The 24,197-nt window shown below is 61.2% G+C and carries 21 protein-coding genes; 17 read left to right on the plus strand and 4 right to left on the minus strand.

The window, feature by feature from the left end; all coding sequences use genetic code 11:
* Window positions 1-324 precede the first annotated feature (324 nt).
* The 7 genes from E0L37_RS11250 (at window position 325) to E0L37_RS11280 (ending at window position 5,224) form a co-directional block, all read left to right on the plus strand.
* A complete protein-coding gene (locus E0L37_RS11250; protein ID WP_133491843.1) occupies window positions 325-732 on the plus strand; it encodes a GFA family protein in 408 nt (135 codons plus the stop codon).
* Between the two features lie 125 nt (window positions 733-857).
* Entirely contained in the window at window positions 858-1,520 is a 663-nt protein-coding gene (locus E0L37_RS11255) for a riboflavin synthase (protein WP_133491844.1), read from the plus strand.
* Between the two features lie 66 nt (window positions 1,521-1,586).
* On the plus strand, window positions 1,587-2,696 hold the full coding sequence (gene ribBA / locus E0L37_RS11260; protein WP_133491845.1) for a bifunctional 3,4-dihydroxy-2-butanone-4-phosphate synthase/GTP cyclohydrolase II: 1,110 nt from the start codon (window positions 1,587-1,589) through the stop codon (window positions 2,694-2,696).
* 133 nt (window positions 2,697-2,829) lie between these two features.
* A complete protein-coding gene (gene ribE, locus E0L37_RS11265) occupies window positions 2,830-3,300 on the plus strand; it encodes a 6,7-dimethyl-8-ribityllumazine synthase (protein ID WP_014993227.1) in 471 nt (156 codons plus the stop codon).
* Window positions 3,300-3,779 carry a transcription antitermination factor NusB gene (gene nusB, locus E0L37_RS11270; protein ID WP_055099755.1) on the plus strand — a complete coding sequence of 160 codons (480 nt, stop codon included), beginning with the start codon at window positions 3,300-3,302 and terminating at the stop codon, window positions 3,777-3,779. The genes ribE and nusB overlap by 1 nt, the downstream gene beginning before the upstream one ends.
* Window positions 3,780-3,819: 40 nt before the next feature.
* Window positions 3,820-4,734, plus strand: coding sequence for a thiamine-phosphate kinase (gene thiL / locus E0L37_RS11275; RefSeq protein ID WP_133491846.1), 915 nt, complete (start codon window positions 3,820-3,822; stop codon window positions 4,732-4,734).
* Window positions 4,735-4,747: 13 nt separating this feature from the next.
* A complete protein-coding gene (locus tag E0L37_RS11280) occupies window positions 4,748-5,224 on the plus strand; it encodes a phosphatidylglycerophosphatase A (protein ID WP_133491847.1) in 477 nt (158 codons plus the stop codon).
* Window positions 5,225-5,333: 109 nt separating this feature from the next.
* On the opposite strand, the gene dxs is transcribed toward E0L37_RS11280, so the two are convergent.
* From dxs to E0L37_RS11295, 3 genes are all read right to left on the minus strand, one after another.
* Window positions 5,334-7,256 carry a 1-deoxy-D-xylulose-5-phosphate synthase gene (gene dxs / locus E0L37_RS11285; protein ID WP_133491848.1) on the minus strand — a complete coding sequence of 641 codons (1,923 nt, stop codon included), beginning with the start codon at window positions 7,254-7,256 and terminating at the stop codon, window positions 5,334-5,336.
* 298 nt (window positions 7,257-7,554) lie between these two features.
* Window positions 7,555-8,457 (minus strand): polyprenyl synthetase family protein, encoded by a 903-nt coding sequence (locus tag E0L37_RS11290; protein WP_133491849.1) that lies wholly within the window; start codon window positions 8,455-8,457, stop codon window positions 7,555-7,557.
* On the minus strand, window positions 8,447-8,683 hold the full coding sequence (locus tag E0L37_RS11295; RefSeq protein ID WP_133491850.1) for an exodeoxyribonuclease VII small subunit: 237 nt from the start codon (window positions 8,681-8,683) through the stop codon (window positions 8,447-8,449). Before E0L37_RS11295 ends, E0L37_RS11290 begins: the two co-directional genes overlap by 11 nt.
* Before the next feature lie 642 nt (window positions 8,684-9,325).
* On the opposite strand from E0L37_RS11295, the gene E0L37_RS11300 reads away from it, so the two are divergent.
* Complete coding sequence (locus E0L37_RS11300) at window positions 9,326-9,673, plus strand: hypothetical protein (protein WP_133491851.1); 348 nt, start codon at window positions 9,326-9,328, stop codon at window positions 9,671-9,673.
* 6 nt (window positions 9,674-9,679) lie between these two features.
* Here the strand turns inward: E0L37_RS11300 and E0L37_RS11305 are convergent, their stop codons facing one another.
* Complete coding sequence (locus E0L37_RS11305) at window positions 9,680-10,408, minus strand: response regulator transcription factor (RefSeq protein WP_133491852.1); 729 nt, start codon at window positions 10,406-10,408, stop codon at window positions 9,680-9,682.
* Window positions 10,409-11,027: 619 nt separating this feature from the next.
* Here E0L37_RS11305 and E0L37_RS11310 point away from each other — a divergent pair.
* The 9 genes from E0L37_RS11310 to E0L37_RS11350 all read left to right on the plus strand — a co-directional run bounded on the left by E0L37_RS11310 (window position 11,028) and on the right by E0L37_RS11350 (window position 24,181).
* Window positions 11,028-11,582: a fimbrial protein gene (locus E0L37_RS11310; RefSeq protein ID WP_133491853.1), complete on the plus strand. Its 555-nt coding sequence runs from the start codon at window positions 11,028-11,030 to the stop codon at window positions 11,580-11,582.
* Window positions 11,583-11,659: 77 nt separating this feature from the next.
* Window positions 11,660-12,403: a molecular chaperone gene (locus E0L37_RS11315; RefSeq protein ID WP_133491854.1), complete on the plus strand. Its 744-nt coding sequence runs from the start codon at window positions 11,660-11,662 to the stop codon at window positions 12,401-12,403.
* A 41-nt stretch (window positions 12,404-12,444) separates the two neighbouring features.
* Window positions 12,445-14,994: a fimbria/pilus outer membrane usher protein gene (locus tag E0L37_RS11320; RefSeq protein ID WP_133491855.1), complete on the plus strand. Its 2,550-nt coding sequence runs from the start codon at window positions 12,445-12,447 to the stop codon at window positions 14,992-14,994.
* Window positions 14,987-15,985, plus strand: coding sequence for a fimbrial protein (locus E0L37_RS11325; RefSeq protein ID WP_133491856.1), 999 nt, complete (start codon window positions 14,987-14,989; stop codon window positions 15,983-15,985). Before E0L37_RS11320 ends, E0L37_RS11325 begins: the two co-directional genes overlap by 8 nt.
* A gap of 156 nt (window positions 15,986-16,141) precedes the next feature.
* Window positions 16,142-17,167 carry a FecR domain-containing protein gene (locus E0L37_RS11330; protein WP_166643052.1) on the plus strand — a complete coding sequence of 342 codons (1,026 nt, stop codon included), beginning with the start codon at window positions 16,142-16,144 and terminating at the stop codon, window positions 17,165-17,167.
* A gap of 42 nt (window positions 17,168-17,209) precedes the next feature.
* The gene (locus tag E0L37_RS11335; protein WP_133491858.1) at window positions 17,210-19,546 is read left to right on the plus strand and encodes a CHASE2 domain-containing protein; all 2,337 of its coding nucleotides are present in this window, start codon (window positions 17,210-17,212) and stop codon (window positions 19,544-19,546) included.
* Between the two features lie 544 nt (window positions 19,547-20,090).
* Window positions 20,091-20,348, plus strand: coding sequence for a DUF4212 domain-containing protein (locus tag E0L37_RS11340; protein ID WP_063140318.1), 258 nt, complete (start codon window positions 20,091-20,093; stop codon window positions 20,346-20,348).
* A gap of 29 nt (window positions 20,349-20,377) precedes the next feature.
* Complete coding sequence (locus E0L37_RS11345; protein ID WP_133491859.1) at window positions 20,378-22,174, plus strand: sodium:solute symporter family protein; 1,797 nt, start codon at window positions 20,378-20,380, stop codon at window positions 22,172-22,174.
* Window positions 22,175-22,366: 192 nt separating this feature from the next.
* Window positions 22,367-24,181, plus strand: coding sequence for a cyclic nucleotide-binding/CBS domain-containing protein (locus E0L37_RS11350; RefSeq protein WP_133491860.1), 1,815 nt, complete (start codon window positions 22,367-22,369; stop codon window positions 24,179-24,181).
* Window positions 24,182-24,197: the final 16 nt, after the last annotated feature.

Genomic DNA, 24,197 nt, shown 5'->3' on the forward strand with positions numbered 1-24,197 from the left:
TGGGAACAGACCGGGGCGTGGTCCGTGGATTAGTGCGATCCCACCGTTGTGTAACAGGCCGCCGACACGCCACACGCTCATTCGTTGGCAAGCCAGCTTCCCACGGCGGCTTCGTGGCTTTTTCCGTGGGAAGCGGGCATGCTCGCGAATGCAGCGCGAATTCCTATCTCCAAACCAATAAACTGGCCACGGTTATGGGTTCAGCGTTCAAATGTCGGAGCCGTCAAAATTGGTGAGGCCGCGGTGGTGTATGGACCGTGGTCAGCTCTGGCGAGGGCGGTATGATGAGCAGCATCAGGGGCGATCACCGGGAGAGGAGCGGTAATGTACACAGGACAATGTTTATGCGGCGGTGTCCGGTTCCGGATCGAAGGCGAACTGGCGCCGGTGCAGGTCTGTCATTGCTCCCAATGCCGGCATGCCCAGGGCACGCCCTTCGCCACCAATATTCCGGTCCCCACCGATGCTTTCCACCTGGATGCCGGTGAGGACTTGCTCAAGGGCTTCGAGTCCACACCGGGCAAGGAGCGGGTGTTCTGCGGTCACTGTGGTTCGCCGCTGTTCAGCCGCCGGGCCGATCTGCCGGAGGTGGTGCGGATCCGTGCCGGTCTGATCAACGAGCCTTTGGACGTGCGCCCGGCCTGGCACGCTTTCACCGCCTCCAAGGCCGATTGGTGGTCGATCAATGATGATTTGCCCTGCTATCCCGAGGGCTACCCCGGACGGCCCTGAACGCGCCGGATTTGGCTCCAGCCCCCTGGACGTTTATCATTTGCCGCGCCTGAGAGCCTGTTTAGGGGCTCTACGCCTTCGCGGCGGTCCGTCCCTGTCCGCCCGGATCATTCAGAGGTACCACCATGTTTACAGGCATTATCGAGGCCCAGGGCCATATCGACGCCCTGATTCCCAGCAACGGTGACGTGACCCTGCGCATCCAGAGCGCCAACCTGGATTTCGCCGATGTGCGGCTGGGCGACTCCATCGCCGTCAATGGCGTGTGTCTGACCGTGACCGAACTGGCTGGCGGCGACACCTTTGCCGCCGACGTCTCCGGTGAAACCCTGGCGCTGACTTCGCTGAAACAGCTCAAGGCGGGCAGCCGGGTCAATCTGGAGAAGGCGATGACGCCGTCCACGCGCATGGGTGGCCATTTGGTCAGCGGTCATGTGGACGGCCTGGGTAAAGTGGTATCCCTGACCCCCGATGCCCGGTCCGTACGTATCGACATCGAAGCGCCGGCGGAGCTGGCCCGTTATATTGCCAAGAAAGGCTCGATCACCGTGGATGGCATCAGCCTCACCGTGAATGAGGTGGATGGCCGGGTGTTCTCTCTCAACATCATTCCCCACACCCAGGACGTGACCACCATTCAGGACTGGAAAGCGGGCACGCCAGTGAATCTGGAAGTTGATATCATTGCCCGTTACCTGGAGCGGTTGCTGCTCGGCGAACGGGCGGCGGAGCCCGGCTCCGCCGGCATCACCATGGCGATGCTGGCCGAACACGGCTTTGTGAAGTAATACTGGCATGCTCCGCACGTACTTTGCTTGTTAGCGTGTTGCGTGCCAGCTTGAAGGCGAATTTTTATGCAGCTCAATAGCGTTGAAGAACTGATCGAGGATATTCGTCAGGGCCGGATGGTGATCCTGATGGACGATGAAGACCGGGAAAACGAAGGCGACCTGGTGATGGCGGCCGAGCACGTGACCGCCGAGGCGATCAACTTCATGGCCAAATACGGGCGCGGGCTGATATGCATGCCCATGTCGAAGGAGCGCTGCGAGCAACTTGATCTGCCGCTGATGGTGCGCGCCAACGGCAGTGGTTTTGGCACCAAGTTCACCGTTTCCATCGAGGCGCGTGAGGGCGTCACCACCGGTATTTCCGCCGCTGACCGGGCGCGCACCGTGCAGGCCGCCGCCGCCCGTGATGCCAAGGCGTCCGATATTGTCCAGCCCGGGCATATTTTCCCGCTGATGGCCGAGCCCGGCGGCGTGTTGCGCCGGGCTGGTCACACCGAGGCCTCCTGTGATCTGGCGATGATGGCGGGGTGCGAACCGGCGGGTGTGATCTGCGAGGTGATGAACGAAGACGGCTCCATGGCCAGGCGCCCGGACCTGGAGACGTTTGCCCAGGAACACGGCCTCAAGATCGGCACCATCGCCGACCTGATCCAGTACCGCGCCCTCAATGAACAGACCGTGGAGCAGGTGAGTGAGCACCCGCTGGCGACCTGGTACGGTGACTTCCGCCTGGTGGCGTTCCGTGACACCGTGGACGGCCATGTGCACGTGGCGCTGGTAAAAGGTGAGATCACCGAGGACCGGGAAGTGACGGTCAGGGTGCATCAGGTGGACCCGCTGCGGGACCTGATGAGCGCCAAGATCGACGGCCGTACCGGCTGGAACATGCACCGGGTGTTGGAGGCGGTGTCCCGGGTCGAGTGTGGGGTGGTGATCATTCTCGGTCAGGACGACGAGTCGGCGGCACCGACCCTGAATCGGATCGAGGCCTTTTTTGACGGCACCGCCACGCAGCCGAAGGGGCAGTCCCGGGCCTACCGCAACATCGGCACCGGTTCGCAGATCCTCACCGCCTTGGGCGTGCGCAAAATGCGCCTGCTCAGCTCGCCAATGAAGTTCAATGCGCTGTCCGGCTTCGGCCTGGAGATCGTGGAATATGTGGACGCGGAATAATAGACGCCGGACGCCGGACGCGAGACGCTGAATCCCAAAAGCGTCCGGCGTCGGGCGTCCAGCGTCCGGCCATCAGTAGACACCACCTTAAGCACTGGCGTTGCCTGGTGCGGTGGGTTAGCAGGATAGGATCATGCAAGACATCAAAACCTTTGAAGGCACTTTGAGTAATGTGGGCGGCCGGTACGCCCTGGTGGTGGCGCGTTTCAACAGCTTCGTGGTGGAAGCGCTGCTGGCCGGCGCCGTGGACACGCTGGTGCGGCACGGCGTGGAACGCGCTGATATTGAAATCATTCGCGTGCCGGGGGCCTGGGAGTTGCCGGTGGCGGTGAAGAAAGTGCTGGAAAAGCGGGATTACGACGCGGTCATCGCTCTCGGCGCGGTGATTCGCGGTGGTACCGCGCATTTCGAGTACGTCGCCGGTGAAGCCGCCAAAGGCATCGCCGCGGTACAAAACAGCACCGGTGTGCCGGTGGCGTTCGGCGTCCTTACCGTGGACAGCATCGAACAGGCCATCGAGCGCAGTGGTACCAAGGCGGGCAACAAAGGCGCGGAAGCCGCGCTGTCCGCTCTGGAAATGGTTTCTCTGTTCAAGGCCCTTTAATGACCACTCCCGCTTCGTCTTCCACCCCCGCCGCCCGCCGCAAAGCCCGGCGTTACGCCTTGCAGGCGTTGTATCAATGGCAACTGGCGGGGACCACGCTGAGTGATATCGAGGCTCAGTTTCTGGCCCAGAACGACATGAGCAAGGTCGATCGAAGCTATTTTCATGACCTGCTCCACGGCGTGCCCGCCCGGGTCTCGGACCTGGATGAATCGCTGCGGCCCTTTCTGGATCGCCGGGTGGAAGAGTTGTCCCAGGTGGAGAAGGTGATCCTGCGGATTGGCGCCTTCGAGCTGCGAGAGCGTCTGGACGTGCCTTATCGGGTAGTGATCAACGAAGGTATCGAACTGGCCAAGGTGTTCGGTGCCGATGATTCCTTCAAGTACGTCAATGGCGTGCTGGACAAGCTGGCCCGCCGTGCACGCGCGGCGGAAACCCGGCCCGGTGGTGCCGCGCCCGACGATCAGCCGCCTTCCTGACGGACCTTTCCCGACCTTTCGTTCATGAACAGGAGCTGGCATGGACGAGTTCGCCCTCATCCGCCGTTACTTTCATCATCGCCAGGGCGAGGACGTGGTCCTCGGCCCCGGCGATGACGCCGCCCTGGTGACGCCGCCGGCCGGTGAGCAACTGGTGATGACGTTGGACACCAGTATCGCCGGCCGCCATTTTCCCGAGGATATGCCCGCCGCCGATATCGGCTACCGCTGCCTGGCGGTGAACCTGTCGGATCTTGCCGCCATGGGCGCCACCCCCCGCTGGTTTCTATTGTCCCTGACCTTGCCGGAAGCCGATCCCGACTGGTTGCGCGATTTCAGCGCCGGCCTGTTCGAACTGGCCGATCAGGCCGGCATCTCTCTGGTGGGCGGCGACGTGACCCGGGGGCCTTTGAATATCGCTATTCAAGCCACCGGCTCGGTATTGCCGGGGCGGGCATTGCGTCGGGATGGGGCGCGGCCGGGGCAAACCCTGGCGGTGACCGGCGTGCCCGGGCTGGGTGGGATGGGGCTGCGTCACTGGCGGGCCGGTGTGCGCGATTCACAAAGCGCGCGGCATTTTGCCCGTCCGTGGCCCGCGCTGGAGTGGGGCATGGCCCTGTCCGGCCGTGCCGGCGCCGCGCTCGATGTGTCCGACGGCCTGCTGCAGGATCTCGGGCATATTCTGAGCGCCAGCGGCGACCTGGGGGCGGAGCTGGTGCTGGCGGATTTGCCGGTGAACGATGAGCTGGCGGCGCTGGACGCGGAGGACCGCTGGGTGCTGCAGCTGTCCGGCGGCGATGATTATGGGCTGTTGTTTACCTGGCCGGCCGGTATTGCCGTCCCGCAAGGGGCCCGCGCCATTGGCCGGATCACCGATACCCCGGGAGTGCGATTGCATTATCCCGACGGGCGGGTGAGCGACGCGGAGTCCGTTGGCTGGCGTCACTTCGAGTAGCGGGGTCGGGTCCGTGACGCCGTCTTCCATCCTGTTTTTGCTGGCCATTGGCATGGGGACTGGGCTATCCCCCTGGGCGCCGGGAACCATGGGCTGTGTATTGTTCATGCTGTTCTGGTGGCCTTTGGCGGCCTGTTCCCGGCGGCTCTATGCCATGGTTCTGGGGGGCGTGGTGGTGGTGGGGATTCCTCTGTGTGGTTTCGCGGCCGACGTGATCGGCGTCGAGGACGCGCCCGCCATCGTTTGGGACGAACTGGGGGGGCTACTGCTGGCGCTGTCGGTGGTGCCCCGGCATCCGCTTTGGGGGCTGCTTGGTTTGGCCTGCTTCCGTTTCTTCGACGTGCTCAAGATATGGCCGGTGGGTTGGGTGGATCACGTCTTGCCCGGAGGCTGGGGCATTGTCGCCGATGATCTGATCGCCGGGGGCATGGCGCTGGCGGTGCTATGGTTGTTTCGTGTCGTATGGCGGCGGCGTTTCCCGTCGCCGTGACTGTTGTATAACAGCCCGCGTCTGGCCATTCGCTGGCAAGCCAGCTTCCCACAGCGCCTCTGTAGCCCTCTCTGTGGGAAGCTGGCTTGCCAGCGAATAATGGCGCGCTTTACGCCCGATGGGTCAGAACCGCGCCCAGCCGCTGCAAGCGGTCCCGAATCCGGCGCTCGACACCGGCGGCATCCAGGCCATGGTCGGCCAGCAACGCTTCCCGTTTGCCGTGGTGGACGAATTCGTCCGGTAACGCCAGATTCAGCACCGGCATCACTACGCCTTCGTCCATCAGCAGTTCGTTAACCGCCGAACCGGCGCCGCCCATACGCTGATGATCTTCCACCGTGACCAGCAGGGTATGGCTGGCGGCGGCTGCGAGGATCGCGTCGCGGTCCAGTGGTTTGACCCAGCGCATGTCGAGAACGGTGGCGTCCAGGGTCTCGCCGGCTTCCCGGGCCGCTTCGCCGAGGGCGCCGAAGGACAGAATCGCCACCGGGCCCTTGCCTTCCCGCAGTACGCGGCTTTTGCCCAGAGGCAGCGGCGTCATGGTGTTCTCGATGGCGGCGCCGGGGCCGGTGCCACGGGGATAACGGACCGCCGCCGGCCCCTGGTGCAGCCAGGCGGTATAGAGCAGTTGCCGGCACTCATTTTCATCGCTGGGGGCGGCGATCACCATGTTGGGCACGGTGCGCAGGTAGGCCAGATCGAAAACGCCGCCGTGGGTGGCGCCATCCTCACCGACGATGCCGGCGCGATCCAGGCCGAAGGTCACATCCAGCTCCTGCAGGGCGACATCGTGGATCAACTGGTCGTAGCCCCGTTGCAGGAAGGTGGAATAGATCGCCACCACCGGCTTCTGACCTTCACAGGCGAGACCGGCGCCCAGCGTGACCGCGTGCTGCTCACAGATCGCCACGTCGTGGTAGCGATCCGGGAAGCGGTCGCGGAACGCCACCATGCCGGAGCCTTCGCACATGGCTGGAGTGATGCCGACCACGCGTGGATCGCGCTCCGCCATGTCGCACAGCCATTGCCCGAACACGTCCTGATATTTCGGCCCCTTGGGTTTGGCCGGCTTGGCCACTTCCACCTTGGCTTTGGGCTCGATCTTGTTGAGTGCGTGGTAGCCCACCGGATCCGCTTCCGCCGGTGCGAACCCCTTGCCCTTGGTGGTGTAGACGTGCAGAAGTTGGGGCCCTTCCAGGTCGCGCATGTTTTCCAGGGTGGCGGTGAGCTCGTCCAGGTCGTGACCATCGATGGGGCCGATGTAGTTGAAACCGATGGCCTCGAACAGCATGTCCGGGCTCACCATGTTCTTCATGCTCTCTTCCGTGCGACGCACGAAATCCCAGGCCGCCGGCATCGCCGACAGCACCTTCTTGCCGCCTTCGCGCAGCGCGATATAGGTTTTGGAGGCCCAGATGCGTGCGAAATAGTTGGCCAGACCGCCCACGTTGTGGCCGATGGACATGGTGTTGTCGTTGAGGATGACCAGCAGATTGGCGCGCGTGTGGGCCGCGTGGCTGAGGGCTTCAAAGGCCTGACCGGCGGTCATGGCGCCATCGCCGATCACCGCCACGGTGCGCCGTTCCTTATCGCCCTGACGGGCGCCCAGGGCCATGCCCAGCGCCGCGCTGACCGAGGTGGACGAGTGGCCCACGCCGAAGGTGTCATAGGGGGATTCGCTTCGTTTGGGAAAGCCGGACAGCCCGTGTTGCTGGCGAATGGAGGTCAGCGCCTCGCGGCGGCCGGTGAGGATCTTGTGCGGATAGCACTGATGGCCGACATCCCAGACCAGGCGATCATGGGGCGTATCAAACAGATAGTGCAGTGCCACGGTCAGCTCCACCACGCCGAGACCGGCGCCGAAGTGGCCGCCGCTGCGGCCCACCGCGAACAGCAGGTAGGCCCGCAGTTCGTCCACCAATTGCTCGAGCCGGTGTGGCGCCAGCCGCCGTAAATCCGCCGGCGCGTTGATACTGTCCAGCAGCGGCGTGGCCGGGCGGGTGAGCGGGATGTCGGTAAAGGTCTTTGGCATACCTGCCTCTGAACGGAGCTGCGATGTTCCGCTACCGGCGGACGGTGGACGCCAGGCCGGTGCGGAAAAACATCATTATAGCGGGGTTGTTGGGGCCCCGTCAGTGACCGATGAAAACACCCCGCCATCCCGGGGTAGAGAGATTCATGGCTTAAGACCACTGAACTCCCCTTTCGGGGCGTCCAAACGGTGCTCTAAGCACCGTTGTGTGACCCGGGATCTCCCGCCGCAAGGGGAGTGGCTTCGTGGAAGGCGATGCCGGATCGAGTCCGGCATGACATTTTTCAGGGGGCGGTGGTCAGTGACCACGGCGGACAATATAGTCGGCCAGATCCAGTAACGGGCGGGCCGCTTCACCATGACCCTGCAAGTGCCCGCGGGCCTGCTGGCACAGGGTTTGGGCCCGTTCACGGCTGGCCTCCAGGCCGATCAGGGCGGGGAAGGTGCTTTTACCCTGTTTTTCATCCGAACCGCTGGGTTTGCCCAATTGCGCGGTATCCACGGTGACATCAAGGATGTCGTCCTGAATCTGAAATGCCAGACCGATGGCATCACCGAAGCCCAATAACGCTTGTTCCAGGGCCGGATCCGGACGGTTCGCCGCCAGATAACCCAGATGCAGGCTGGCGGTGATCAGGCGGCCGGTCTTCAGGTAATGCATGCGTTCCAGGGCGGCGACCTGTTGCAGTCGGCCCTCGGCCTCCATGTCCTGCATTTGCCCCGCCGCCATGCCGGCGGCTCCGGCGGCTCCGGCCAGGGCGCGGACCATCCCGACCCGGGTGGCGGCCGGATAGTCGCCGGCGTCACCAAGCAACTCGAATGCCATTGTCAGAAGGGTGTCGCCGGCCAGGATCGCGGTGGCCTCGTCGAAGGCGCGGTGGCAGGTGGGCTGGCCACGGCGCAAGTCGTCATTGTCCATCGCCGGCAGATCATCGTGTACCAGGGAATACGCGTGGATCAACTCCACCGCCGTGGCCGGGGCGTCGGCTTGTGCCGGCGTGCCACCACTTAATTGGCAGGCGGCGTACACCAGCAGCGGACGGATCCGTTTACCGCCGGCCAGGACGGCGTAACGCATGGCCTCGGCAAGGCGCGGCGCATCGCTGCGGGCGGGGTCTGGTAAATAGTGGCGTAGCGCCTGTTCCAGGCGAATACGGGCGCCGTCGGCGAAAGGCCCCAGGCCCAGATTGTCACTGGCCATCGGGAGCCTCGAAAGGGGCCGGTTCGGCGTCCGGGTCCTGTTCCAGGAGGATCTGTACTTTCTGCTCGGCCCGGGACAGTGCCTGTTGGCACTGGCGGGTGAGTTTTACCCCTTCCTCGAAAGCGCGCAGGGATTCCTCCAGCGTCATGTCGCCGGATTCCATACGCTCCACCAGGGCTTCCAGGTTATCCAGGGATTCTTCCAATTGCGGGACTTGCTTGGCCATCGTTTTCCTCCGTGGGCGGCGCAACGTTAACGGAGGCGTCAGGCCGGGTCAATCGGTGGCGCCGAGCCTGGCAAGCCCACACGCAACACGCCGGCACGCTTTGGAGAAAATCGCCTGGAGCGATTTCCAACGTTGCCCGGGCAACGGTCCTTTAGCGTGCCCGCGTGTTGCGTGTAAGCGGGTGCCCCTCCAACCGTTCCCATGCTTTGGCGACTATTGTATTCTTCTTTGTATTCAAATGGTTATGTGGGTTTCACGGGGCTTGGCCCGGGGGCGGGAATGAACAGGCGCCATTGATTCCAAATAGGTCTAACAGGGGGCTTCCGGGGTTTCGGCGGGGCGCCTATAGTGAAATGCCCGCTGGCCACCGCAAGCCGCTTCTTCCTCTGATCTCCTTTCCCTATGGCGTCTCGCTTGCGGTACCGGCGGGGGCTCTTGTCTCCATGCACCGATTCGCTGCCAAGGCAGCTTCCCACAGCGGGAACCGCGGAGCCGCTGTGGGAAGCTGCCTTGGCAGCGAATCGGTGCGGCGATTTTTTATCTGTCCCCTTATTTCCTGATATTTACTTCCCGCCGCCGTTCCCTTTCGATAGGAAAGTCGGCCCGGCCGACAATAAACAATAATAAGAGGGGGGATGAGCAATGGCGGGCGCCAATTCCACTTACGAGATCCATGTGTTCATTGGTTGTGCCCTCGCTGTTGGTGACGAGACGGAAGAGGGCGGGTTGGGGGCCTGGCAGCCGCTGATGGTGTTCTCCCGCCAATATTATTTGTGCGGATACCATGATTACCCGCGTATGGAACGGGTGGCCAGGGAACACGGGTGGGTCGAGGTGCTCATTGCCCGGGACGGCGTACTCATCGAAAGCCAACTGCCGCGGGCCCGGCCGGCGGTACGGGACGCCTTCGAGAAGGCGTTGGCGACGGGAGGGGCGGTGCTGGTGTACTCGGAGTGGCAGGGTAGTGGCTTGCCTCTGTCCCGGGAGTAATCATTCCTAACCGGCGGAGGGGTCGGCCTCTTGCAGGCGGTAACCGTAGCCGTAAACGGCATTGAGCTGCCAGCCGTGGTCCGGGGTCAGTCCCAGCTTGCGGCGGACACGGTAAATATGTACATCCAGAGTGCGTGACGAGAATTGTTCGTCTTTACCCCAGACATACTCGTATAAATACGCCCGGGCCAATGGGCGGCCAAGATTGCTGAACAGCAGGAAGGCCAGCCGGTATTCCTGATGCGTCAGCTTGACCGATTGGCCGTCGCGATGCAGGGTCTGACGATTCACGTCAAACACGATGTTGCCGTGGCTGGGGTCTTCCTCTCTCCCTTTTTCCACACTCAAGGGGCCATTGCGGCGGCGGAGCACGGCGATGGCCCGGGCCTTCAGTTCCCGCGCCCGGAAGGGCTTGTTAATGAAATCCTCAGCACCGCTGGTCAGGGCCTCGACCACATCCTGTTCACTATTGCGCACGGTGAGCATGATCACCGGAGGGGGCGATTCCAGGTAGGAAGTGAACCAGGTCAGTACTTCCACCCCGCTGCCGTCCGGCAATTCCCAATCGAGAATGGCCAGATCGAAGGTGTGGCGTTTGGTCGCCTGGATCAATTCCTTGCAAGTGGAGAAGGTGGAAATCTTCAGTGTGACTTTATGTCGTCCCCATGGGCCAGTCAGGGCCTGACTGACCTGGGCCAGTACGGCAGGCTCGTCATCCAGTATGGCGATATGCATGGTCCCCGTTCCCTCTCAAGTGACACGGTGCATTGTTCTACGAAGTCATAGTTTCCTGATGGTGCGGCTGAAATTCCGGCACGCCTGTACGAATTGTTATCCGGTTCGGGCGGTATCGGGAAATCAAAGAGCTATTTTTATTAATGTTTTGCATCCTCGCCCTTTTGTCGCGCTTTGCGGCAGGGCGGGATCAGGCGTGTTCAGGGCGCCTGATCCCGGGCGGAATGTTAGGGCGGTGAACCGGCAAAGTCATCCACGATAAGGCAAAAATTGTTAACGCATTTCGTGCTTATTTAAATAAATGAAGACAATTTGTCTAATGTGAAAGTATTAAATAAATTAAAGGTATTGGTTATTTGGTCGTACTTTTGGTGGAAAATATAAAATAACTGTCAACGGAATATGAACAATGGTTTCGGACTGTTGTTTGTTTGTTGGCTCCCCTCCATTCTCCTCCCCCGCAGTCTACCGATCACGTCACATAATCGCATTTCTTGGCGGCATCTGATACCGGGCCCAGTGGGCAAGGTGCCAGGGCGGTAGGCCGCAAGGCCGCGGAACGGCTCCCGAACAGGCGTGCCGGTCCCAAAACACGTTATCAGGATGGGATGCATCTGTTATGAAAATGAATAAAACCGCTATTGCTCTGGCCGTTTTCGGTTTGGCTGGTGCGGGTTCCGCTCTCGCCGCGGACGGCACCATTACCTTCAACGGCAAAATCACCGACCAGACCTGTGATATCACCACCCCGGGTGGCACCGATTTCACCGTGACTCTGCCGACCGTGTCCGCTCAGACGCTGGCCGCCGCCGGTGAAGTCGCGGGCCGTACGCCTTTCGCCATCAACCTGTCCAACTGCTCCGCCGGGCAAGTGGCGACCTATTTCGAACCGGGTCCCACCGTGGATTACAACACCGGTCGTCTGAACAACCAGATCGACGCCGCCAGCAATGGCGCCACCAATGTTCAAATCCAACTGTTGGGTGAGAACAACGGCTTCTTGCCGGTGCTGGCCGCGGGTGCCAACGGTGCGCAAACCAACTCCCAGTGGGTAACGGTTGCCAACGACGGTGACAGCGCTGATCTGAACTACTACGCCGAGTACTACGCTACCGCCGCCGCCGGCGCTGGCGACGTCTCCACCAGCGTTCAGTACACCATTATCTATCAGTAATCCTCATGGCTTCCGCGGGCCGGCTTGCCGGCCCCGGACTCCTTATCGTCTGTCTTTCCAGGTTTCGGGTGGTGGCTATGAAGCGCTTTTCTCTTTGTCTGTTGTCATTCGCATTGCTGGTCACGGGCGTTGCCGCGCAGGCCGCCGTGGTGATCGGCGGGACCCGGGTGGTCTACCCTGGTGGTGACCGCGAGGTCTCGGTGCAGTTGACCAACGACGGCGAAAACCCGGCTCTGGTGCAAGTATGGATCGACGCCGGTGACGCCGACGCCGCTCCCGAACAAAGCGATGTGCCTTTCATCGTGCTGCCGCCGATTTCCCGCGTGGAAGCCGGCAGTGGTCAGGTTCTTCGAATTTCCTTTACCGGTGGCAAGACGCCGCCGGAAGACCGTGAGTCCGTGTATTGGCTGAATGTGCTCGACATTCCGCCGGCGCCGAAGGCCGAAGAGGGGATTCCCCAGAATTTCCTGCAGTTGGCGGTTCGCTCGCGCATCAAGTTGTTTTACCGGCCCAAGGGGTTGAGCGGTAAAGCCAACGACGCTCCGGAAAAACTGCAGTGGTACCTGTCCCGTTCCGGGGGGCGAGCGGTACTCAAAGCGAAAAACCCCACGCCTTACCACGTCACCGTCAGCCGCCTGGAAATTCTCCGTGGAGAAAGTGCGCTGGTACCGGTGCCCGTGGACCAGGGCATGATCGCCCCCGGCGGCAGTCTGGAGTTCCCCTTGCCCGCTAACGCGCCCGCCACGATTGGCCAGGTGCGTATGACCACCATCAATGATTTTGGCGGTCGGGTGGCGCGGGATATGCCGGTGGGTCGTTAGTAAAAACGCCTTAACAAAAAACCATGGACGCGGGGTGTCTCATGAATCAAAAGCGCGTTGTCTCACGCCGGAAGACCAGTCTGAGTGCCGGTACCCAACTGCTGGGCGGATTGGCGCTGATGGCGTGGACGCCGGTTGTGTTGGCTCAATCCGAGCCCCAGGTGGCGGCGGCTTCCTTTAATAGCGATTTCCTTCGCGGTGCCGCCAAGGATATGGACGTTTCCCGTTATGCCCAGGGCAACCCGACTCTGGCGGGTGATTACTATCTGGACGTCTACGTCAACGGCTCCTGGAAAGGTCGTAATGAACTGGCGTTTCGGGCCGCTCCCGGCGAGATCAACGCGCACACCTGTTTTACCTTGAGCATGCTGTCCGGCTATGGCGTGGACGTCAGCACCATTGACGGGGTGGATGAAACACTGGGAGATGAATGTCGCTCGCTGGAAGGTTGGCTGCCCGGTGCCCTGGCTCGCTTTGACAGCAGCAACATGCGTCTGGAGATCAGTATCCCGCAAGCCAATATGCGTCGCAGTGCGCGTGGCTATGTGGATCCGGCGTTCTGGGATCCGGGCATCAATGCCGGTTTCCTGAGCTACAACTTCAACGCGCTGCGCACCGAGAGCCATTACGGCGGTAATGATCGTACCTACGACAATGCCTACCTGATGCTCAATAGCGGCATCAATATTGGCGCCTGGCAATTGCGGCACGACTCCAATGTGTCTCGCCGTGACGGGGAGGGCACTGACTGGCAGAGCACCGCCACCTATCTGCGCCGGCCGATTCCGTCGATCCGCGGCATGGTGACGGTGGGGGACGCCTACACCGAAGGCAATCTGTTCGATTCCATGGGGTTCCGCGGCGCCCGGCTGGCGTCCGATGATCGCATGTTGCCGGATTCGCTGCGCGGCTATGCGCCCACCGTCCGCGGCGTGGCGGAAAGCAACGCGTTGGTGGAAGTGCGCCAGAACGGCCAGGTGATTTACCAGGCCACGGTGCCGCCGGGGCCATTCGTCATTGATGACTTGTACCCCACCGGCTACGGCGGTGACCTGGAGGTTACCGTTACCGAAGCGGACGGCCGTATCCGCCGCTTCAGTCTGCCCTTCGCCTCCGTGCCGCAGATGTTGCGGCCGGGCATCTCCCGATACAGCGTCACCGCCGGCAAGGTACGTGAAACCAGCCTGGATGATGATCCCTGGCTGATGCAGGCCACCTACCAGAAGGGCCTGACCAACTGGCTGACCGGTTACACCGGCGCCACCTTCAGTGATGACTACCAGGCTTATCTGGCCGGTGTCGCGGTGGGGACGCCCGTTGGCGCCTTCTCCGCCGATGTCACCCACGCCCGTACCGGCTTCGATCGCTATGGCGATCGCAATGGCCAGAGCTACAAACTGGGTTACAGCAAATTCATGCCCGATACCGGCACCAATGTGACGGTGGCGGCCTATCGCTATTCCACCTCCGGCTATCTGGGATTGCGCGATGCCATCATCGCCCATGACTACGAAGACCGTCAGTTGGGTTTCGACGCGGTGCGTCGTCAGCGCAGTGAGTTCCAGCTCACCGTGAACCAGACTCTGGGCGCCGGTTTTGGGGCGATGTACTTCACCGGTTCCGTTCGTGATTACTGGAAAAGCGAAGGGGAAACCACGCAGTACCAGGTGGGTTACAACAACAACTATGGGCCTTTCCATTACGGCTTCTCGGCGCTGAAGACCGAGGATGAGTTTGGTCGTGACGATACCCAGTACAACTTCAACTTCTCGGTGCCGCTGGATAACGTGGCCGGCAACGCCAGTCTGATCGGCTCCGGGACCATGCGTGACAGTGCCTACGAAAGCAGCCGTCTGGGTGTCTCCGGCAGTGCCGGCGTGGACGGCAACATGACCTATAACGTGGCGGTCAGCCACCAGGATCAGAGTGGCGCCACCGGTGAACTCAGCGGTGAATACCGGGCGCCCTATGCCACGCTGCGGGCCTCTTACAGTCATAACGACAACTTTACTCAGATGGGGGCCGGCGTCAGCGGCAGCATGGTGGCGCATGGCGGCGGTGTAACGCTGACCCCTCAGCGCGGTGAAACCATGGTGTTGGTGGAAGCGCCGGCCGCCGCCGGGGCGCGCGTGACCAACATGTCAGGCGTGCGCATCGACAAGCGGGGTTACGCGGTGGTGCCCTATGTTTCGCCTTACCGGCTGAATTCGGTGACGCTGGATCCGAACGATATGTCCACCGAAGTGGAACTGAAGACCAGCAGTCAGCAGGTGGCGCCCTATGCGGGTGCCGTGGCCAAGCTCACCTTTGATACCGTCAGTGGTCAGGCGCTGCTGATCAAGGCCAAAAGAGTGGATGGTGAACCGGTTCCGTTCGGCGCCGAGGTGTACGACGAGGCTGGCCAGCCAGTGGGTCTGGTGGGCCAGAGCGGCCGGGTCTATCTGCGCACGGAAAAAGAGAGCGGCCGTCTGAGCGTCAAGTGGGGCGAGGAAGCGAACCAGAGCTGCGACATCGACTATCGCGTGCCGGAGTCCGACGAGGACGCAAGCGCGGCCCGCGCCTACCATCATCTGGAGGCCCGTTGTGAATAAAGTGTCCATACCTAATTGGTTCGTTGCCCCGATTGTGGTCCTGGTATTGTCGATGGTGTCCATTTCGGCCAGAGCGGCCTGTTATGTCGAAACCAGTGTCCAGAATATCAATATGCGAATGGGGCAGGTGACGATTACACCGAATGTGCCGGTCGGTACGGTTCTGGCGATGCAAGAGTTCCCCATTGGCGCCAGAGAAGATGCGGTGCGCTGTTATGGAGGGGGCGGATATATGCGTGGGCGGACCTTGATTGGTAATCCCAGCAGCTATGATCCGAATATCTATACGACCCAGGTGGATGGTATCGGGATTCGTCTTTCACGGCGCATCGCAGGCCTTAGCCAGACCGTGGTATATCCGCATGATTTGCGTCTTAACAGCTCAAGGGGCAGGTTGTCCGAAGGGTATTTTCGCGTAGAAATTATCAAGATCGCTAATCAAACCGGGTCAGGCACGCTGGCTCCCGGCCAGTACACAACTTACTACGCGGATGGGTCTGGCTCAGGGACTCCGATCCTCACCTCGTACCTGGACGCCAGCGCGATCACCATCGTCTCTTCCGCCTGCGAGGTGGATATGGGGTCCCGCAATATCGCCGTGGACTTTGGCACGGTGTCCCGTTCCGTTTTTTCCGGCGTTGGCAGTACCAATACGGAGAAGGAATTCCAGGTGGGCTTGTCCTGTGTCGGCCCCAGCAATGGCCAGGACACGGTGAAGCTGTCTTTCGGGTACAGCCCGGATCCCAGTGGCGCGGCTGGTGTCATCAAGATTGATGAGGGTTCCGAGGCCGCCAGTGGCGTGGGCATTCAATTGCTCGATAACCGCACCTCCACGCCCATCGCCAATGGCGATCGTGTCGAACTGGGTACGGTGACGCCTGGGGACCATCAATTCCAACTGCCGCTGAAGGCCCGTTATTACCAGACCGCGCCCATCGTCAACGGCGGTGAAACCCGGGCGATCGCCACATTTACCATCGAATACAACTGACTCCAACGCCAACAGCGAGGGAACGCGCCGACTCGGCCCGAGGACAGGGCCTGCTGAATAGGGTGGACCATGCAAGGCGTGACAAAAAATTGCCGGAAGCAATTTTCAGCATCGCTTCGGCGACGGCCCGGAGGGTGGCCGCCACGGATCGTGGCCATGACACAAGGCGTGATCGGCGGTCTGCTTGGCGGGCTGCTGCTCGCCGGCACCGCGATGGCCGCGCCGCCGCCGGCCAATCCACAGTCCCCATCATCGCCGGGATACCATATCGTGCGTCCCGGCGATACGCTTTGGAATATCGCCGAAGACTATCTGGGGGACGCTCGGGCCTGGCGCCGTGTTCGTGACCTCAATCACCTGTCCGACCCTTACCGTTTGCAACCCGATACCAAGTTGATACTGGAGGAGAACAGCCCTCTAAGTATCGATGTGCTTCACTTGGAAGGTGAGGTCTGGGCCGAGGGCGTGGATGGTGAGCGTCAACAGCTGTTGACGGGCATGCGACTGGATACAACCCAAGCCGTGGTGACTGGTCCTTTCGCCTTTGTATCCTTGCGCCTGGAAGACGGTTCCCAGGTGGTTTTGCCATCCAGCAGCCGGGTTCGATTCGCCAAGGAGCATGATCGGGGTATTGTCCGCGTCCGCCTGGAGAGCGGCGCGGTGGAGTCCAAAGTCACCTCGCGTCCCGGCGAAGAGCACTATCAGGTGGAAACCCCGGTGGGTATTATCGGCGTGCGTGGTACCCATTTTCGTGTACGGGAACAGACCGGTGCCGCCACCACCAGCGTGCTGCGCGGAGCGGTGGCGATCAGTCACGATGGCCACGCTCAGCAGCAGGTGCGTGAAGGTGAGGGCGGGCGCCTGGACAGCGATGGCCGGTTGATGCGTGTCGCGTTGTTGCCCGCGCCCACCTTGCTGCCCGACTGGCGTGGCGCGGGCGGGGTTCTGCACGCCCGGGTTGAATCGTTACCGGGAGCCGTCCTGTATCGGCTGCAAATGTCCAGGGACAGTGATTTCATCGAACTGGTACGTGAAGCGGTATCGGATGATGGTGAGTTTAAAGTCGAGGATGTGCCCGCGGGGGCGTACCATGTCCGCTTGTCGGCGGTCGATGCCAATGGCATTGAAGGGCGCGAAGCCCATCATGTGTTTTTCCTGCGCGGGGTGGGTGCCCACCGCTAGGCCCCCTTGCTTTTCGACTCTCCTAGCCAGCAAGCTGTCCTGATGCCCATATTGACCAGCGAAGCATTATTTCGCCGCCTGTTTTTCCAGTGGGGCGTGCTGTTACTGATCGCTCTGGCCGCCACCGGCTGGATGGCGAGCCGTGACTTCGTACAGCTCAATGCGTCGGTCTATGACCATATGATTGCCTGGTCGGATCGGCCGGTGAACGACGATATTCTCATTGTCGCCGTGGACGACCGCAGCCTTCGTGAGATCGGGCGCTGGCCCTGGAGCCGGCTGGTGCACGCGGCACTGTTGGACCGCTTGCATGAGGCCGGTGCCCAGGCCGTGATGATGGATATCCTTTTTCTGGAAGCGGAAGGTGACGGCAAGGCGGACCAGCGCCTGGGCGCCGCCATGGCCCGTGCCGGTAATGTCTATGTGCCCCTGGCGCGGGCTCCGATGTCGACGCCGGGGGCGCCCCCCGTTGTTTATCCGCCTTTGCCTGACATCGCTGACAATGCCGCCGGCATCGGACACATTAATGTGGAAGCGGATATGGATGGCAAGGTGCGGCGCCTGTATCTGTGCGAGGGCGTTATTGATCAGGTGGTACCGCATCTTACCTGGGCGCTGTTCGATTCCCTGGCGAGCAAGGGGTTGGCCACGGGAATGGCGATGCCGGGCGAGGAAACCCAGTCGACACACAACACTCCTTCCTGGCACCGGGATCATCTGGTCCGGGTGCCGTTTCGGGGGACGCCCGGGGCGTTTCCGCGAGTGTCCTACAGCAGTGTGTTGCTCGGCGAGGTTCCGGACGAGCTGCTTAAAGACAGGGTCGTGCTGGTTGGCGCCACCGCCGCCGGTCTGGGAGATCGCTATGCGGTACCGGTATCGGGCCGCATGGGCACCATGGCCGGGGTGGAGATCCAGGCTAATCTGCTCAATGGCCTGATGGACGGCTATGTTATTACCGAGCTGGATAAAGCCACGAGGATATTGCTGTCCATGGTGCCGGTGCTGGCCTTGATGATCGCCTTGCTGGTGTCGCGCTTGCGTTATGTCCACGTCCTGATGGCGTTGATGGCGACACTGACCATGGTGGCATGTGCTCTGGCTTTGCGGTTGGGAGTCTGGTGGCCTCCGGCGGCATCCTTAACCGGACTGGTATTGTTCTATCTGCTATGGCAATGGCGCAGTCAGAGTGTGATCCTGCGTTGGTTCAGCAGTGAGATCGAGTCGCTGAGCAGTGAGCCGAACATGGTGCCGGAGGCGGGCAGTGCTTCCCGCATGCATTGGGGCAGTACGCTGCATCGCCGGGTCATGGCCCTGGAAGCCGGTGTGCAACAGCTGCGTGCTTCTCGCCGGTTCGTCACCGACATGCTGGACTCTCTGCCAGTGGTGACGTTTCTGGTGGATGGCGAGGCCAAGGTGAAGGCCGCCAATCGAAAAGCCCGCTGGCTGGTGGGAAATCCCGCGGGGGTGGAGAGTTGGAAGTTGCGGGATGCGTTGCTGACGGTGGTGCCGGCGGATGCAGTGCCGGTGTTCCTCTCCGAGGGCGGGCGTTTCGCCGATGTGCGTCACTGGCACGGCCAGGCCTTTTTTGATCGCTGGGGGAATCACTATCGTATGGAAGTGGCGCCGCTGTGGACGGCGATTACCCTGGACGCGGGTTGGCTGATCAGTCTGGTGGATATGACCGGCGAACGCCGCGCGGCGGAGCAACGGGCTCACATGTTGCGGTTCCTGTCCCATGATATGAAGGCACCGCAGGCCAGCATGCTGGCCCTGCTTGATATGCAGAACGGTACCGCGGCGTTGCCAGAGCGGGAATTTCATGCACGTCTGGAGCGACAGGTACGATCCGCCCTGGACATGATCGAGGACTTCATGCAATTGGCCAAGGTGGAATTCGGTGCCTTGGATTTCCGGGAGGTGCTGCTGGCCAATATCGCCATGGATGCGCTGGATCGGGCCTGGCCCTTGGCTCAGGCCAAAGGTATCCAGTTGGAAAGCGATAACCTTGACGATGATGGCGGGCCGATTTGGGGTGATCAGGGGTTCCTGGTACGGGCGGTGTTCAATCTGCTTGAGAACGCGATCAAATACAGCCCGCCCCGAAGCGTGGTGACGTTGTCGGTTTTGCAAAGCGGCGACAGAGTGATTTGTCAGGTCAGCGACCAGGGGATCGGTATCGCCAGCCACGACATTCCCTACCTGTTTGAAAGCTATCGCCGCTTCGATGCCGATAACATGGCCACCGGTCTGGGGTTGGGACTGGCCTTCGTGAAGACGGTGATGGACAAGCACAATGGTGAGATCCAATGCCGGAGCGTGGTGCGGCAAGGCTCCACGTTTACCTTGAATTTTCCCGCCTACTCGGACGCCGGCGACTAGGGCCTGTTCACATCATTTGCACCGCGACAGGCGCGGTGCAAATGGTGTGAACAGGCCCTGGCGCCGCCGGCCCCGCCCTTCGACTAAAGTCATACTGTCGCGCCATCCGGCTTTGTTTAGTCTCTTATCTTAGAGCCTGTTCATGATCTCTACGCCACCGCGCCGGAGTTCCCTTCTCCCCTGGTGGAAAGTGTCGTCAGGGCGTGATTTCGATTGTGCGGTGTAGTCGTTCTACATAAACAAGCGTAATCGCGGTCTGGCGGCACTCTCCACCTAAAGAAAGTGGACCCGGCCCTTCGGGTTGCGCTGGAAAAGCCGCCAGAGGACGCTGTGGCCTTTGACTTTGGCCCACCAGAGCCTGCAGTCCCCAACGCCCTCTGGCGGCTTTTCCAGCAGCAACGCGGTGGCGTAGAGATCATGAACAGGCTCTTAGATGCGGACCGTCCGCGCCTGTCCGGTGAAAACCGGGCGCGTATGTCGAGACGGGGTCGCTGTCAGTGCCGTCATCGTCACTGGGAATCGTCACTGGGAAAGGGGTTAACTAATGAGAGAAAAAAACGCCCGCGACTATTGGGCCGCCAACCTGAGATTGATCTTCTCCTATCTCGTTGTCTGGTTTGTCGTTTCCTACGGCTTCGGCATCCTGCTCGTGGATCAACTGAATGCCATCCAGTTTTTCGGCTTCAAACTCGGCTTCTGGTTTGCGCAACAAGGATCGATCTATGTGTTCCTGATACTGATCGTCATGTATGCCCACTCCATGAACAAACTGGATAAGAAATTCGACGTGGACGAGCAGTAAACCAGCTCGATAACAATGAGGATAAGAGTATGGATGTCCAGCTTCTAACCTATATTTTCGTGGGCGCGTCGTTCGCGCTCTATATCGGCATTGCCATCTGGTCGCGGGCCGGCTCCACCAAGGAGTTCTACGTGGCTGGTGGCGGTGTCTCTCCGGTGGCCAATGGTGCCGCCACGGCGGCGGACTGGATGTCGGCGGCGTCTTTTATTTCCATGGCGGGGATTATCGCCTACGCCGGCTATGATGCTTCCGTATACCTGATGGGCTGGACTGGCGGCTATGTGCTCCTGGCGATGCTCCTGGCGCCCTACCTGCGCAAGTTCGGCAAGTTTACCGTGCCGGATTTCATCGGCGACCGTTACTACTCCAATGTGGCGAGAACGGTGGCGGTGATCTGTGTGATATTCGTATCGTTTACCTACGTGGCCGGGCAGATGCGCGGCGTTGGTATCGTGTTCGCCCGCTTCCTGGAAGTGGACGTGAACATCGGCGTGGTCATCGGCATGGCCATCGTCTTCTGCTATGCCGTGCTGGGTGGCATGAAAGGCATTACCTACACCCAGGTCGCGCAATACTGCGTTCTGATTTTCGCGTTCCTGGTACCAGCGGTGTTCTTGTCGATCATGATGACGGGGCACGTTTTGCCACAAACCGGTTTCGGCGCCACCGTGTTGGATGCTTCCGGTAATGATACCGGAGTCTATCTCCTGGAGCGTCTCGATCAGGTGGTTCAGGACCTTGGTTTCGGTGCCTATACCGACGGTACCAAATCCACTATTGATGTGTTCTTTATCACCGCCGCATTGATGTGCGGGACCGCCGGTCTGCCTCACGTTATCGTGCGTTTCTTCACCGTGCCACGTGTGCGTGATGCCCGCATCAGTGCCGGCTGGGCCCTGTTCTTCATCGCTCTGTTGTACACCTCGGCGCCGGCGGTGGGGGCCTTCGCTCGTACCAATCTGATCGAAACCGTAAACGGCACCGAGTACAAGGCGTTGCCCGGCTGGTTCTACAACTGGGAAAACTCCGGTTTGATCGGCTGGATGGACAAGAACAACGACGGCCGTGTGCAGATGGCCGCGGGCGCGCCGTTCGAGGGTAAGCCGGTTTTCTCTGGCTCCCGCGAGGAGGCCGCTGGTCCGCAAGGGGAGCGTGTGCTGACCAATACCCCCACGGATAACGCCTCCGAGGTTTATATTGACCGTGACATTATCGTTCTGGCCAACCCGGAAATCGGTAATTTGCCGGCCTGGGTGATTGCCCTGGTGGCGGCGGGGGGCGTAGCGGCGGCCTTGTCGACGGCGGCGGGGTTGCTGCTGGTGATCTCGTCGGCTATTTCCCATGACCTTTTGAAGAAAACCCTGGTGCCCGGGATCAGCGAGAAACAGGAACTGCTGGCGGCGCGCCTCGCGGCCATCGTCGCCATCATCATCGCCGGGTACTTTGGCATTAATCCACCGGGTTTCGTGGCCCAGGTGGTGGCCTTTGCCTTCGGGTTGGCGGCGGCGAGTTTCTTCCCGGTCATTCTGATGGGCATCTTCTACCGCCGCATGAACAAGGAAGGGGCGATTGCCGGCATGCTGGTGGGGCTGGCCTTCACCTTCGGCTATATCGTCTACTTCAAGTTCATCTCGCCGGAGCTGAACACCGCCGATAATTGGCTGTTTGGTGTCTCCCCCGAGGGGATTGGTACTGTCGGTATGATTCTTAACTTCGTGGTGGCTTTCGCGGTTTCCCGGGTTACCCAGGCGCCGCCGGAACATATCCAGCATATTGTCGAGGACATCCGGGTGCCCCGTGGCGCCGGCGCGGCGGTACAACACTGATCACTGGACCAGGAGTAGATAAATGGGGGCGAGGTGCGATGCGCCTTGCCCCTTTCTCATAGGAAAAGGGCACAGGGGCCGGCTATCAGGAAAAGATCATCGGATAAGCCCATCCCAGGGTTGGCTTATCCGATGGTTTATCCGGCAGTCTTGTTCGATGAAGGAATGGGATTCCGGGAGGACAGGGGCAAGGTGGATCTGAATTTCGAGCAGTTGCCGTTCTCCCTGTTGGGTGAACATGGCCGTGAACGTTTGGGCCAGGCGGTGGAAATGACCTTCCTGGCCGCGGGCACCGTGATTCTCGACGCCGGTGACGCCACCGATTATGTCTATGTGGTTCACAAAGGCGTGGTGGTGGAGCTGGATCCCCATGCTCCGGAAGCGTCCGCCCGGATCGCGGTCTATACCGATGATGATCTGTTTGGCGCCATTACCGTCTTCAATGGCACCAGCCGTTATCGGTTCAAGGTGGAGGAAGAAGCGCTTTGCTATTTGATTCCGGCGGAGCTGTTTCAGTCCTTGTGCAATGAGGAACCTGAGTTCGCGGACTACTTTCAGGCAAGATTGGCGGCGAAAAGCCAGTTACTCGCGGAGCGGCGGGAAGGTGGTGTCACTCTGGCCGGTTTCATGTTGGCGCGGGTCAGTGAGTGCATGCGGGAGCCGGTGCTGTTGCCCGCGGACGGCACCATCGGTGATGCGGCCACGGAGCTGACCCGGCATGGCGTGGACAGCTTGCTGCTGGAAGCCCATGGTCGGGTCGGAGTGATCACCAAAACCGACTTGCTGCGTGGCTTGGTGGAAGAGGAACTGACGCCGCGAAGTCCGGTGTTGGGGTTGGCCTCGTTTTCTCTGGTAACCGTTGATCTGGATGAGTTTCTGTTCGCCGCTCTGGTACGCATGACCCGACACCAGGTGACCCGGGTGGTGGTGATGGCACAGGGGCGCGCCCTGGGCGTGGTGGAGCTACCGGATGTGCTTAGTTTCTTTTCCAGCCGCTCCTACGTGGTGGGGCTGGAAGTGGAACGGGCGGAGGACATGGATGCCCTGGTCTTGGCCAGCGCTCGTTTGCCGGAGCTGGTACGGGCGCTGATGGCACAGGGCGTGCGCATGCGCTTCGCCATGGAACTGATGGCGGCGCTCAATGGCCGCATCATCGCCCGTGCCTTTGAATTCCTGGTGCCCCAGACGCGGGCGACGCAGTGCTGCCTGATGGTATTTGGCAGTGAGGGTCGCGGTGAACAGATACTGAAGACCGATCAGGATAACGGTCTGATTCTGGAAGAAGAGCTGAACTGGCCGGAACTGCGCGAGCTGTCCCGCGCCTTCACCGACACACTGGTGCGTCTGGGGTACCCCCGTTGTCCTGGTGGCATCATGGTGTCGAATCCGGAATGGGTCGGCACCTTGGCGGATTGGCGCCGGCGTATTCGGCGCTGGGTGGGGCAGGGCGATGACGCCGCAATGATGCGATTGGCGATTCTGGCCGATGCTCATCCGGTGGCGGGGCAGGTGCGTTTGGTGGAACGACTGCGGGACCTGTTATTCGAGCACTGCAGTCACGACGAAATTCTGCTGTCCCAATTTGCCCGTCCGATTCTGCATTTCGCCACGCCTTTGACCTTGTTCGGTACTCTCAAGACCCGCGACCGGACCCTGGATATCAAGAAGCGCGGTGTTTTCCCGCTGGTTCATGGGGTGCGGGCGTTGAGCCTGCGTTATCGCATACGGGAAACCAACACCCTGGCCCGGCTGACGCGCCTGGTCGATGCCGGTCATTTGGAAGCGGAAATGGCCGATGATCTCGGTGGCGCGTTGTCGGTGTTTTCCGAGTTGCGACTGCGCCAGCAGATGAGATCCATGTCCGAGCCCGGAGCCGCGTTGGATTCCGGCAATCAGGTCAACGTCGCCGGCTTGTCGTCCCTGGAGCGGGATATGCTGCGCGACGCCCTGCATGTGGTGAATGACTTCAAGAAGAGCCTGAGTCGGCGTTTCCATCTTGAGTACTGAACCAGGAGTACCGAAC

Source organism: Alcanivorax sp. 24 (assembly GCF_004360225.1).
In the GTDB taxonomy this organism is placed as follows: domain Bacteria; phylum Pseudomonadota; class Gammaproteobacteria; order Pseudomonadales; family Alcanivoracaceae; genus Alloalcanivorax; species Alloalcanivorax xiamenensis.